General features: G+C 63.1%; 11 protein-coding genes. 3 read left to right on the top strand and 8 right to left on the bottom strand.

Translation table 11 applies throughout. From position 1 onward, the window contains the following. Window positions 1-69: 69 nt before the first annotated feature. The gene (locus H5U38_07630; GenBank protein MBC7186886.1) at window positions 70-1,266 is read right to left on the bottom strand and encodes a glycosyltransferase family 9 protein; all 1,197 of its coding nucleotides are present in this window, start codon (window positions 1,264-1,266) and stop codon (window positions 70-72) included. A gap of 559 nt (window positions 1,267-1,825) precedes the next feature. Here H5U38_07630 and H5U38_07625 point away from each other — a divergent pair. The 3 genes from H5U38_07625 (at window position 1,826) to H5U38_07615 (ending at window position 4,953) form a co-directional block, all read left to right on the top strand. Further along, on the top strand, window positions 1,826-2,227 hold the full coding sequence (locus tag H5U38_07625) for a nuclear transport factor 2 family protein (GenBank protein ID MBC7186885.1): 402 nt from the start codon (window positions 1,826-1,828) through the stop codon (window positions 2,225-2,227). A gap of 129 nt (window positions 2,228-2,356) precedes the next feature. Further along, the gene (locus H5U38_07620; protein MBC7186884.1) at window positions 2,357-3,874 is read left to right on the top strand and encodes a M28 family peptidase; all 1,518 of its coding nucleotides are present in this window, start codon (window positions 2,357-2,359) and stop codon (window positions 3,872-3,874) included. Next, window positions 3,871-4,953: a hypothetical protein gene (locus H5U38_07615; GenBank protein MBC7186883.1), complete on the top strand. Its 1,083-nt coding sequence runs from the start codon at window positions 3,871-3,873 to the stop codon at window positions 4,951-4,953. Before H5U38_07620 ends, H5U38_07615 begins: the two co-directional genes overlap by 4 nt. Window positions 4,954-5,238: 285 nt before the next feature. Here the strand turns inward: H5U38_07615 and H5U38_07610 are convergent, their stop codons facing one another. From H5U38_07610 to H5U38_07580, 7 genes are all read right to left on the bottom strand, one after another. Beyond that, on the bottom strand, window positions 5,239-5,796 hold the full coding sequence (locus tag H5U38_07610) for a bifunctional nuclease family protein (protein MBC7186882.1): 558 nt from the start codon (window positions 5,794-5,796) through the stop codon (window positions 5,239-5,241). A gap of 149 nt (window positions 5,797-5,945) precedes the next feature. Continuing rightward, window positions 5,946-6,830, bottom strand: coding sequence for an alkaline phosphatase family protein (locus H5U38_07605; protein MBC7186881.1), 885 nt, complete (start codon window positions 6,828-6,830; stop codon window positions 5,946-5,948). Between the two features lie 7 nt (window positions 6,831-6,837). After that, window positions 6,838-8,469, bottom strand: coding sequence for a SpoIID/LytB domain-containing protein (locus H5U38_07600; protein ID MBC7186880.1), 1,632 nt, complete (start codon window positions 8,467-8,469; stop codon window positions 6,838-6,840). A gap of 221 nt (window positions 8,470-8,690) precedes the next feature. Next, a complete protein-coding gene (gene era / locus H5U38_07595) occupies window positions 8,691-9,608 on the bottom strand; it encodes a GTPase Era (protein ID MBC7186879.1) in 918 nt (305 codons plus the stop codon). After that, entirely contained in the window at window positions 9,599-10,048 is a 450-nt protein-coding gene (locus tag H5U38_07590) for a hypothetical protein (protein ID MBC7186878.1), read from the bottom strand. The genes era and H5U38_07590 overlap by 10 nt, the downstream gene beginning before the upstream one ends. Window positions 10,049-10,080: 32 nt before the next feature. Next, a complete protein-coding gene (locus tag H5U38_07585; protein ID MBC7186877.1) occupies window positions 10,081-11,385 on the bottom strand; it encodes a sodium:alanine symporter family protein in 1,305 nt (434 codons plus the stop codon). 148 nt (window positions 11,386-11,533) lie between these two features. Next, window positions 11,534-12,964 carry a proline--tRNA ligase gene (locus H5U38_07580; GenBank protein ID MBC7186876.1) on the bottom strand — a complete coding sequence of 477 codons (1,431 nt, stop codon included), beginning with the start codon at window positions 12,962-12,964 and terminating at the stop codon, window positions 11,534-11,536. Between the last annotated feature and the right edge of the window lie 31 nt (window positions 12,965-12,995).

Genomic DNA, 12,995 nt, shown 5'->3' with positions numbered 1-12,995 from the left:
TGAGCCCCATTGGGCCGTCACTCCAGCCTCCGACAAGCTCCCCGAGGTTCAGCCCCCGCCTCGACCAGGTCAGCCGGCCACGGCCCTTTTCGCCTTGCGCCTGCGCCCGCGCCTGGGAGACGCTCCCGGGCGTTGGGTTTCCCTCAGCAGTCTGCTCACAAGGGCCACCACCTCCTCCACGCTGATGTCGCTCAACCGCGGCCGCTGCAGGTAGTAGCTTCCGGGCCGCGAGGGAGCCCATTGCTCCGGATCCGTGGCGCCAAACAGCGAGATGAGCGGCACCCGGGTCGTGCCGGCCACGTGCATGACCCCGGTGTCGTTGGTGACCATCACGTCCAGGCCAGCGATGATGGCGGCAAGCTCGCCGAGCGGACGATTCAGGCACAACGTGTGGGGCGCCTGCAGCGCAGGCAAGAGCTCCGCAAGCACTTGCCCGTCATCTGGGCCGGCGGAGACGATGATGTGGGCACCGAACTGCTGCGCCAAGGTATTGGCCAACGCCGCAAAATGAGCTGCCGGCCAGCGGTTTGCCGGCTTGCCCGCCCCAGGGTGAATTCCTACCTTGACCACTGCGCCCAAGCGCGCCAGGAGCTCTGCCGCCCGCGCTTGCTCATCCGCGGTGGGGAAGAGCTCCGCCTGCAGGTCGGTGCTGCTCAGGCCCAGGGGGCCGAGCATGTCCATGTTGCGCAAAGCCTGGTGGCGATGCGGCTGCTCGCGCCAATTGAGCGTGACCGGCACGTTGAAGAGAAAGCCCGTGGTGTTGGGCACCCCGTCGATCGCAGCCGGACCGAGACGATAGCGGGCGCGCGACAAATAGGCGAGCACGTCCGAGGTCACCGACATGGAGACCGTGGACAGGACAATGGCCACGTCTGGCCGCAGGGAACGCAGCGTGCGCAAAAAGTGCCAGTAGCGACGGGGCTGCTTGGCAAAGCCGATCTTGTCGAACACCAGCACGCGGTCCAGGCGGATGCTGTTCTGCACCGCCGGGTAGTTGGCCGGACTGGTGATGAGGGTGATTTCCGCGTGTGGGTAAGCCTGGCGCAGGAGGCGAAAAGTCGGTGTGGCGCACAGCATGTCGCCGAGCTGATTGTGCTGGCGCACCACGAGGATGCGCCGCAGATGGCCGATCTCCTGTACGCTCATGGTGGACACCGGGAAGAAGCTGCGCAGGCCGCGGAAGAGCAGCACCTTCGCCTTGCGCTGCGCGTCGTGAATCTGCGGCCGCCGCAGAAGGCGGTGCAATGTGTCGAACAGACTTGCCATAGCCCTCCAAAGCTGGTGTGGCAAATTTAGCAACCCCATAGGCAAAAACAAAGGGGAAAATGGCGCCACATCCTTTCTTCAATCGGCCTCTCGGGAATAGAAGTGGTCTTGGGTGCGCCCGGGGTGCGCGGGCCTCCCGGCCCGTCATTGGTGTCGCCCTGGGTGCGCACGCCTCTGGCGTGCCATGCATACCGTCCACGCGCTGGGCCCTCGGCTCTGAGCAGCCCCGTGCTTCTTGCCACCCTCACAAACGTCTTGATTTTTTGCTAAATTTTGCTCAATATTGACAGCGGCAGCTTCATGCCGGTATGGCGCGGCGGGCTTTTGGTCGAAGGGTCCTTTGCCCAAAGGACCGAGAAGTGAGGCGGATGCAGCGACCAAGCAGGCCGCAGTGAAGCCTACTCGGCGTTCCCCGTTGTAGCGGAGGGCGCGAAAGGCCGAGTGGCCGCTGACGACGTGCTGGGGATGTGGATAATCGCAGAGGGACCGCATGCTTCCGCGGCGGCACGGCATGCGGTGGCCCTTTGTGCCTGCAAACCAGCGCAGGAGGAGAACGCACATGGAAGACCTCAAGAAGACGTTGGTGGACCTGGAGAAGGCGCAGGCCAAGGCCTTCAACCAGGGCGACGTGAAGGCCATTTTGGCGCACTTTGACTCGGAACTCGTCGGTTTCTCTTCGACACGCCATGCGCGCCTGAAGGGCCTGCGCGCCCTGCGGCAGACCATCGAGTACTACCTCACGCAGGCGGACAAGGTGGACTTTAAGATCCTCCAGCCGCAGGTGCAGGTGCTCGGCGATGTGGCGGTGGTCAGCTTCTACTGGACCGTGACGCTGCACAAGAAGGGCAAGCCGCGGGTCATCGAGGGACGGGGCACGCACGTGTACGCCAAGCGCGACGGCCAGTGGAAGGTCGTGCATGAGCACTTTTCGCGCGCCCATCACGCCTACGAGAAAAAGTGAGGCCAGACGGGCGGGCGGAGTGCTACCGCTCCACGGGGCAGGCAGAGTGTCGGTCGTGGCTGGCGGCCGAACGCAAGGGAAAAGCAGTTTGCCGAGTTACGGGCGAAAAGGAGAAAGGAACGCCTGCGGGTGAGATCCACGAAATCGAGGGTCGTACGGGGTGTTGAAGGGGCGTTGGTGGTCCTGCTGTTCCTGTGCGGCAGCGCAGGCGTGTCCTCAGGGCAGGCCGGTGCGGAGGCGATCGACGCGCCGACGCTGATGGAAATTGTGCGCGAGCTCTGTCGGCCCGAGCTGGACGGCAGATTGCCAGGAAGCAAGGGGTACGACAAAGCAGCCGCTTATGCTGCGGCGTGGTTCGAGCGGCTCGGCTTGCGCCCGGCCGGGGACCAGGGCTACTTCCAGTACCTGGATGTGGAGTACAATGAGTTGCTCAGCCCTCCTCGCTTAGCGATTCTGAGCGCGGGCGGCCAGGTGGTCCGGGAGTGCGTGCTGGGCAAGGAATTTGTGGCGCGCGGCTTTAGCGGCAGCGGCAAGGTCACCGCGCCGGTGGTCTTTTGCGGCTATGGCCTCTCCTGCCCCGAACATGGCTACGACGACTATGCCGGCGTCGATGTGCGCGGCAAGGTGGTGTTGGCCTTCAAGCAGCCGCCGGCGTGGCAACCGCCAGGTGCGAACTGGGGCGAGCGCGCCCTGCCCAGGCCGAAGGCAGAAGCAGCGCGCCGTCGCGGCGCTCGTGCCTTGCTGCTTGTCTCTTGCCCAAATAGCCAGCCGGTGCAGAGGCCCATCGGCAGCGTCATGCATGGACCTGGCGAGCAGCAGGACATCCCACAGCTGCACATCGACGTGGCGCTGGCGGACGAGATGCTGGCGGATGCGGGCGTGAACCTGGCGGCCCTGCAGGCGGTCATCGATTCGACCCACATGCCGCGGTCGTTCCCCTTGCGCACCAAGGTGAGAGTGGAGGTCCGCGCCCGCTACGCCAAGGCAAAGCGCACCATGAACGTGGTCGCCCTGTTGCCTGGCTCTGATCCGCAGGTGCAGGAAGAGTGCGTGGTCATCGGCGCGCACCTCGACCACGTGGGGCGGCAGTCGCCGGAGGTCTACTACCCGGGGGCCAACGACAATGCCTCCGGGAGCGCGGCGGTGATGGCCATCGCCAAGGCCTTTGCGCAAGCGTCTTCTCGGCCTCGCAGGAGCATAGTCTTTGCCCTTTTCGCCAGCGAGGAGCAAGGAATGCTGGGCGCCGATGCCTATGCAAGTCGCCCACCCTTTCCCTTGGAGCGGACCGTTGCCATGCTGAACCTGGATTGCATCGGCACCGGCGACAGCGTGGCGGTCTATGGGGGAGTGGACTTTTCGGAGCTGTTTGCCCTGGTGCAGGAACAGGACCGGTTGCACACGCGGCTCCTCAGCGCAGCTACTGGAGGGGGCGGCGGAGCCGATGCCGGTCCATTCCATCGCCGGGGCGTGCCCAACCTCTACTTTGCCACTACCAACAGCTACGAGCATTTGCACCTTCCCTCTGACAGGCCGGAGACCTTACGGCCAGAGCTCTTTACAGCCGCGGCGCGGCTGGCATTCCTCACCGCCCGCGTCTTAGCAGACGGCGCAGCAATCGGATCTCATCAGGAGAGAGCGCAGCCATGACCTCACGGGAACGCCTTTTGACGGCACTGCAGCGCGGCAAGCCGGATCGCTTGCCCGCCACGTTGCACGACTGGATGAAGTACTACCTCGACCACTACCTGGGCGGCATTGACCCGCTGGAGGCCTTTCGTCGCTTCGGGCTCGATGCGTCCATCTATGTCTCGCCCTTCTTGGACATGGAAAGTCCACAGTGGCGGGTCACTGAAGAGGTCGTTGAGGAGCGGCCCGATTACCGCCGCTGGCTCCGCACCATCACGACGCCTGAGGGAAGCTTTGTGGCAGTGTACGAGGCGGACCAGTACACCTCGTGGATCGCCGACTACCCACTCAAACACCCCGAGCAAATCCGCTGGATCGAAAAATACATGCCTGTGCCGCGCCTGGACAAGGAGCTGGTCGCCTCCTGGCGCGACCGGGTGCGCGACGACGGCATCGTGCGCGGGGTGCTTCCGTACCAGCAGCCCGGATGCTGGCAAGACGCCTGCCAGTGGTACGGCACGCAGCAGATGATTATGGCCACCTTCGACGACCCGGCCTGGGTGCACGAGTTCCTGCGCATTCTGCGCGACAAGAAGCTGGCCTTTGTGGAACAGTACAAGGACAGCGCCTACGACCTCATCGAGGGTGGCGGCGGCGACGCCTCGACGACGGTGATTTCGCCTACGATCTTCGAGCAGTTTGTGGCCCCCTACGACCGCGAGGTGCACCGCGCCCTGCATGCAGTGGGCATGCGGGTGGTGTACCACACCTGCGGCGGCATGATGCCCATCTTAGAGAAGATTGTGGGCACGGAGGTGGACGCCATCGAAACTTTGACCCCGCGCGAGATCGGCGGCGATGTGGATTTGGCCGCAGCAAAGCGACGGGTTGGGCAGTACGTGTGCATGATCGGCGGGATGAACCAGACGCACGGCTTCACCTACGGCACACCAGAAAAAGTCCGCGAAATGGTGCTGAAGAACTTTGCTGCGGCAGGTCCAGGCGGCGGCTACATTCTCAGCACCTGCGACCACTTCTTCCATGCGCCAGTGGAGAACCTACAGGCTTATGCCGACGCGGCGCGCGAGTGTGTCTACTAAGGGCCTCCGGCAAGCGGCCAAACCAGGGGGCACAGAGAGAAGGGAAACGCCCCCACTTCGCCACGCAGCGACCAACTCCTTGGCCTATGGCTGCACCGGGCTTGTTCCCGGCTGCTTGGCAGGCCTTGTGGGGTTGGCTGAAAAACAGAAAAGGCACTCTGCAGAGTGCCTCCCGTGTGCTTCCTTAGCGAAAGTCAAGCGGCGCTTGCCTTCGGCCTGTACCTCTTCCGCCCCGCGTGGCCGCGGGTTGTTCTTGTCGTCAAAGGCGGTGGCGTGTGCCTGTGATTACTTTGACGCCGCCTGCTGTTCTTTGAGCTTGCGTATTTCGTCGCGCAGGCGCGCCGCGTCCTCGTAACGCTCCTCTTGGATTGCGCCCTCCAGTTCCGCCGCCAGTTGCTCTAAGCGCTCCTCCAGCGGCACTTCGCGCTCCCTGGCCTCCTGCCGGTCAACCACGGCCGCTTTCTTCATCACCTCCTCCACCACAAAGATCGGCGCATTCATGCGCAGGGCGAGGGCGATGGCATCACTGGGGCGTGCGTCGATCTCCCGCTTCTTGCCGTCAAGTTGCAGCCCGATCTTCGCGTAGTAGGTGTTCTCGCGCAGCTCGGTGACTACAACTCTCGACACTTTGGCGTCGAGGGATTCCAGGAGGTTCTTCATGAGATCGTGGGTCAGCGGACGGGGAGGCTCTACCTTCTCCAGCTGGAGGGCGATAGCCTGGGCCTCGGTGGAGCCAACCACGATTGGCAACCAGCGATTGTGGGCGTCGTCTCTGAGGACGACCACGAACCGACTCGTCGCGGTGTCCAACGTGACCCGATCAACTCGTACCGAGACTAACATGTCATGAACCTCACGCAAATGTCGCGCCCCGTCCCCGGCAGGGCCGTTCCCGGAAGTTGACTGGAGCCTTGTGCCGAGTAATTATAGCAAATAATATGAGAAGTGTCAAGCCCTTTTTGCGCAGCGGGCAGAGAAGATGAGGCCGAGACTTAGCCGAGCAGCTCGAGGATCTTCGGGGCGACGTCGAGGATGGAGCTCATGCCCGAGGCGAAATCCTCCTTTCCACGGCCCCAGATCAGGGTCATTGCCGGATTGCGGGTGTGCCCCTTAACGGACAGGTCTTCGATGTTGCCGTGGTCGCTGGTAAGCACCACCAGGGTCTCCTGCAAGTCAACGCTCTGCAACGTGGCGGCCACGAACCTCTCCAGGTCGCGGAGCAGTTGCACTGCCGTCGACGTCTCCTGCGCGTGGCCAGCCCGGTCAGTTTGGAAGTACTCGTACAGGCAAAAGTCGTAGGCAGCAGCCTGCGTACCAAGGATCGTTCCTGCTTCTTCGGGCGAGAACAGGGGGAGCTCGTACCCGCGGCGACGCAGCGCCTCATTGCTAAAGTCCTGGTAGATGCAGCGGCGGGCGCGCAGGTCGTCGAGGTCGAAGAAGCGCAGCCCTGCGTACAGATTGCACACGCTCGTCACCGACAGGTGGCGGATGATCTGAAAAGGATCATAGTCGAAGAAAGGCGGGCGGAAGGCGTTGAGGAAGGCTACCTTGCGGCCACGCTCGGCCAGGAGCTTGAGCAGGGAGTGCTGGGCAATGACCTCACGCAGCTTGCCGTTGGGAAAGCCGTTGAGGTGGCGGCCGAGAAGCTGGGCAGCATTGACGCCCGTGAGCAGCGCAGTCTGACCGGTGGCACTCTGCGGCAAGCCAGGCAGACCCAGGGTGGCGTCCAGACCGAGCACCATGCCGCCGAACGGCACGGGCTCCGGGCGCTGACGATCGGCAAAGTTGTTGAAGAAGCGCAGACCCTCAGCGCTGCAGGGATTCCACGCGGGGTCGTGGCGGCCGATCCCGAGCCCGTCCACGAAGATCATGAGCACGCGCATGTCAATAGAGCCCGGTGATCTCTGCTCCGGTGAAGTAGTGGCGGAGGATCTGGCGGTAGTCCTTGCCGTGACGCAGAGCCATCATGGCGGCGCCGGTCTGGCACATGCCCACTCCGTGCCCCGAGCCCGCGCCGCGGATGTGGAAAAAAACCTCCCCGGATGCCGTCTGCTCCCGATCGATGACGATGCACGAGCTGCGCAGTGGGGGCTCGGCCAGCGCCTTGCGGATGTTCAGCTCCTGGGAAAGGGTGACGGTCTTGTTCCTGCCCTTCACTTGCAGGCGCACGATGCGGCCAGAGACACCGCGTTGCAGGGGGACAAGCTCTGTGACCTCCCCAGGGTCCTGGCCAGTGGCGGCGAGTACCGTGCGGCGGATTTGGCTGGCGCTCACCTTTAGCTCCCAGCGGAAGGCTTCAGCAGCATACCCGAAACCGGCTGGCACGGATGACTGACCAACGTTGCAGAACACCGCAGGCCGCCCCTCGATCCAGCGACGCAGCACCTCCTCCTTGGCCAAGTCGTACCTGCCGGTGAACCTTGCCCCTTCCTCGATGTCGAGCACGCCGCGAAGGTATGGCTGAGCGGTGCCTTGCCAAACGTTTTCGTTGTGCTCGGTGTGTCCTCCACAGCAGCTGGAAAAGACCACCTCGCACAGTTGCCCGCCGTAGGTGAGCACCTCCCCTGCGGTGGCGAGGACCGCTGAGTTGCTCTGCTCAGTCTCGGCGACCACTCCGCCGTAGACCTGGCAATGAACGTCGGCGCACACGTCGAAGGGGTCATAGGGATGGCGGCTGCCCATGGTGTAGAGGACCATGGTGCGCGCCGCCACTGCTTGCGCCTTGAGCGCCTCCAAGGGGAAATCGCCGTGCATCTCGTAGGGCACCACCCCGCGCAAATAGTCTTCAAGGCTCACCACGTTTACCACCGTGACTTTGCCGGCCCTGTCCACCATAAACTCCATCGCACCGCGAAATAGGCGGTTTTCGCGCCGCTCGTGGATGTAACCTTCCGCGACCGGCACATCTTTGATGGCCACGCGCGAGCCTTCTATGCGCACGGGCAGCGAGGAGAAGATGCGTTGGCCTGTGTGCACGTTGCGCAGGGAGAGAGTGCCCTCTGGTGTGTGCCCGGGCTCTTCCACGATGGTGGTCCAGATGCCGGCCACGTTCCCCTGCCACCTTTGCGCCTCCTGTCTGGAGGGGAACAGGCGCTTCAGGCGCACGCGGTAGGTGCGGTAGTCGCGCAACTCTCTGCCGCCCACCTGCACCACCTTGCCCAGCACGTCGACGGTGGCTTCCACGCCTTTGGCGCGAAGGTCTGCCAGGAGCCGCTCGGCGGCAGCCCGGTCCTTGGTGGTCTGCACGACCAGCAAAAAGACCGAGGGCGCTGGCCTGCCGCCTTCCACCGTCACCTCCCACAGCGAGCGCGCCTGCCCCTTGTCGATGAGAACCTTGCCCCCAGCTTCAACGATGCGGTAGGGATCGGCTGTGGCAAACTCTACTCTGTCCCGCCCCTGCACAATGCCGACGCGGATGGTGACCTCAGGCTCTTGCGGGGGGACCGGCACTCCGGCAGGAGGCACATGCGGGGCACAGCTCAGCCACAGCACTGCCGCGGCGGCAAGGAGCCCCAAGGCAACCAGCAGGGGAGCTTGCGACCGGACAGGAGGCGGCGCACAGGGGAGGCACCTGCCCGCGGAGCTCTTCGTCCTGCACGGCCGGGCCGGTGCCGCCGGCTTGCCTCGAAGGCCCGAGAAGACTCGTGTCGCCTGGCTAATCCTGCTCATGGAAACTTTGCTCTTGCACGGCGTGGCTTTGGTCGCAACGTGGTCGGCGCACGGCAGGGGGTGACACATTACTGGTAGCCGTACTCGCGCAACAGCGTTTCGTCGGAGCGCCACTTCTCGCGCACCGCCACCCACAGTTTGAGGAAAACGGGCCGTCCCAAGAACTGTTCGATCTCGACGCGCGCCGCTTTCCCGACCTCCTTGAGGGCCTGTCCACCCTTGCCGATGAGGATTGCTTTCTGCGAAGGGCGCTCTACCACGATACGGGCGCTGATGAAATCCTTCCCCCCAGGTCGCTCTTTGAACTCTTCAATCTGCACGGCGGTGGCATAAGGGATCTCTTCGCCATAGCGCTCGAAAATGTTCTCGCGGATGATTTCCGCCACGAAAAAGCGTTCCGGATGCTCAGTGAGCTGATCCTCCGGATAGAGGGGCATGCCCTCGGGCAGGCGCTGCACAATAGCCGCCTTGAGGTCATCGAGCCCGTCGCGCTGCAGTGCAGAGATGGGGATAATCTCCGTCTCAGGGAAACGTTGCGCGAGCTGGTCGATAATGGGCAAGAGGTTGGCCTTGTTGATCAAGTCGATCTTGTTCAGCGCGATGAGCAGTGACTTGCCGTGGGCCTTGACCTGCTCCAGCGTTTGGAAATCCTCCTCCTGCAAGGGTGTGGAGACGTCCAGGAGCACGACGACAATGTCCGCTTCGGCCATGGCCCGCTCTGCAGCACGCATCATCGCCGCCTGCAACGCGTACCGCGGCTGGATCAAGCCGGGAGTGTCGAGAAAAATAACCTGGCATCCGGGCTCCGACAGAATCCCCAAGATGCGGTGACGCGTGGTCTGGGGCTTGGGTGTGACAATGGACAGCTTGAACTGCAGCAGTGCGTTCACCAGCGTCGACTTGCCGACGTTAGGGCGGCCCACCAACGCCACATACCCGACTTTGTGCGGTGACTGCGTATTTGTGTTCGGCTGCGTCACAGGTATGCGTCCAGGGTGTGCTCGTCAAACAGACGCTTGAGCAGCTCTTCTGCATCGACAATCTTTAGGGAGTGCTCGAAGCACCCTTTTCGCAAACAGCCTTCCACGACGCCTCCCCGCGGCAGATGCAACACAAAGGTCGGCGACGAACAGACGTTGCAGGTATCTTGGCCTTTGAGAGAAACTCCGCAGTGGGGACAGAAGAACTCGACGACCGCCCCGCATGGAACGTCGATGGTGCAGCGGTGCTCAAAGCTGCCGTACACCGGGTCGAGGTTGATGATCCCTTCCTGCCCGGCGTAACGGATCTTCGCCTTGATGGAGGCGTGGCCGCCGATCTGCACCGTTTCGTCCATGAGGCTGCAGCCATTGCCGCAAGCAGCGTGGCTGATGTGCACCGCCTTGGACGGGATCTCCAGCTCGATCTTCTCGCGCTTGGCGTTCATGGTTACCTCACCTTGCCCAGAGTCGGCACTGTTCAGTGAGCCCGTGCCCGCTCACTCCAGTAGTACTTTTTCGTCTCTGCAACCACAACCCCGGAGAGGCCGAGGAGCCCCACCAGGTTGGGCAGAGCCATGAGGCCATTCATGACGTCGGCGAATGACCACACGAGCTCCAACTTGCTGATGACGCTCCCCACGAAGACCATCACGCAGAAGAGCGCGCGATAGGGCCTGACCGAGGCGGGGCCCAACAGGTATTCCAACGACTTTTCGCCATAGTAGCTCCAGCCGATGATGGTGGAGTAGGCAAAAAGAATGAGGCCGATGGCCACAATCATGCCGCCGCTGTTCCCGGGCAGGCCATGGTTAAAGGCGAGGGTAGTCAGCTCTGCGCCGGTCTTGCCGCTGGTCCACAGGCCGGTGGAGATGATGACAAAGCCCGTGAACGAGCAGACGACAATGGTGTCGATGAAGGTCTGCGTCATGGAGACCAGCGCCTGGGTGACCGGATTCCTGGTCTGCGCGGCAGCTGCAGCAATGGGAGCACTGCCCAGGCCGGACTCGTTGGAGAAGACGCCGCGCGCCACCCCCCAGCGAATTGCTTCGCGCACCGAGGCGCCGAGGAAGCCGCCGAACATCGCCGTCCCGGTGAACGCCCCCTTCATCACCAGTGAGAAAACACTGGGGATACCTCGGTAGTTGAGGATTACCACCACAGTGGCGCCGAGCATGTAGAAGACAATCATCACCGGCACCAGGAGGCTTGCCACCCTGCCAATACTCTTAATGCCCCCGAGGAGGACCAATGCCGTGGCCACAGCCATAACGGTCCCCACGGCCCAAGTCGGCACGACGGGGAACGAGGTGCGCACCGCCTCGGCCACCGAGTTGGACTGCACAATGTTGCCAATACCGAACGCTGACACCGAAGCAAACACGGCGAAGATGACCCCTAACCACTTGGCGCCGAGCCCTTTGCTGAGGTAGTACATCGGCCCGCCGCTCATGGTTCCGAACTCATCCACCTCGCGGTATTTGACGGCAAGCACTGCTTCGGCGTACTTGGTGGCCATGCCGAAGAGACCGGTGATCCACATCCAGAACAAGGCGCCTGGCCCTCCGGAGGCAATGGCGGTGGCCACGCCGGCGATGTTCCCGGTGCCCACGGTGGCGGCCAACGCGGTCATCAGTGCCTGGAAATGCGAAATGTCCCCCTCGGTGGCATTCTCCTCCTTGCGTTTGACCAGGGCCAGGTAGAGCGAATGGAGCAGGCCATGAAACTGCAGCCCGCGCAGCCGGATGGTCAGGAAGATGCCGGTGCCGACCAACAAGACCAGCATCGGTGGGCCCCACACAATGTCGCTCAGTCCCCTGAAGAAGCGGAGCAGTGTCTCTTCCAATGTCTTCTCCTCTGATCCTGGCGCTCGCTGTCGCTCCAGTTCTGGTCCTTAGGTCGCGCGCTCTTGTGCCGCACGCATGGCCGTCGCCTCAGTAGGCCTTTGCCACGAGCACGCGGTGCTGAGAAGGCTGCCCGCAGAGTATGCACGGTCCGCGCTCGAGCACGCGCTCGAATGGAATGAGGCGGATGGTGGCCTTGGTCTCCTCCTGCAAGCGGTCCTCGCAGGCGCGCTCGCCGCACCAGTCCACCCAGAAAAAGCCGCCTGGTTCTTCGATGAGGCGGGTAAGAGTCGGGTAATCGTCGACCTTCTGCGTGTAGCGGTCGCGAAAGTCCCGCGCCCGGGCTAACAAGTCCTTTTGCATCGATTCCAACTCTTCTGTCACTGCGCCGGGCAAGGCACTGGCAGGCACGACAGTCTTCTGGCGCGTATCGCGTCGCACGAGGACGACCTGCTGCTGGGCCATGTCGCGCGGCCCCACCTCGATGCGGATAGGCACGCCACGCTGTTCCCACTCGTTGAACTTCCAGCCTGGCCGATAGTTGTCGCGGTCGTCGATCTTGAAGCTCAAGCGTCCAGTCCACGAGGCGGTCAGCTGGCGCACGTAGGCCAGCACCGCGTCGCGCTCCGTGTCGCCTGTCCAGATGGGCACCACCACCGCCTGGAGGCTTGCTAAGCGCGGCGGCAGGACAAGCCCGTTGTCGTCGCTGTGGCACATGATCAGTGCGCCGATGAGACGGGTGGACACACCCCAGCTCGTGGCCCAGACGTACTGTTGCTTCCCCTGCTCGTCCTGGTAGGTAACATCAAAGGCCTTGGCGAAATTCTGTCCCAGGTTGTGCGAGGTCCCTGCCTGCAGCGCGCGCCTGTCCTGCATCATGGCCTCGATGCAGTAGGTGCGCACGGCACCGGCGAACTTTTCTTTCTCCGTCTTCACCCCGACGAAGACCGGCATGGCCATATACTCCTCCGCGAAGCGGCGGTAGAGGTCAAGGATGAGCAGCGCTTCGTGCTCGGCCTCCTGTTCAGTAGCATGGGCGGTGTGCCCCTCCTGCCAAAGGAACTCGGTGGTGCGCAAGAACAGGCGCGTGCGCATCTCCCAGCGGACGACGTTTGCCCACTGGTTGATGAGGAGCGGCAGGTCGCGGTGCGAATGGATCCAGTTGCGGTACATGGCCCAGATGATGGTCTCCGAGGTGGGCCGCACCACCAAAGGCTCCTCCAATTTCTTGCCCCCGCCATGGGTCACCACCGCGCACTCTGGGGCAAAGCCCTCCACATGCTCCGCCTCTCGCCGCAAGTAGCTCTCCGGAATGAACAGCGGAAAGTAGGCATTCACATGACCGGTCTCTTTGAACATGCGATCTAAGGTGCTCTGGATCTTTTCCCAGATGGCGTAACCGTTAGGGCGAATGACCATGCAGCCCTTGACCGGTGCATAGTCGGCAAGTTCTGCAGCGGCAATGACGTCGGTGTACCAGCGTGCATAGTCCTCGTGTCGCGGGGTGATTCCCTTGGCCATAGGTCTCCTCTTGACAGTGATGCTTGGCAGG

The sequence above is a fragment of the Calditrichota bacterium genome (assembly GCA_014359355.1).
GTDB lineage: Bacteria > Zhuqueibacterota > Zhuqueibacteria > JANLFK01 > Oleimicrobiaceae > Oleimicrobium.
This window is presented reverse-complemented; position numbering and strand designations above follow the sequence as displayed.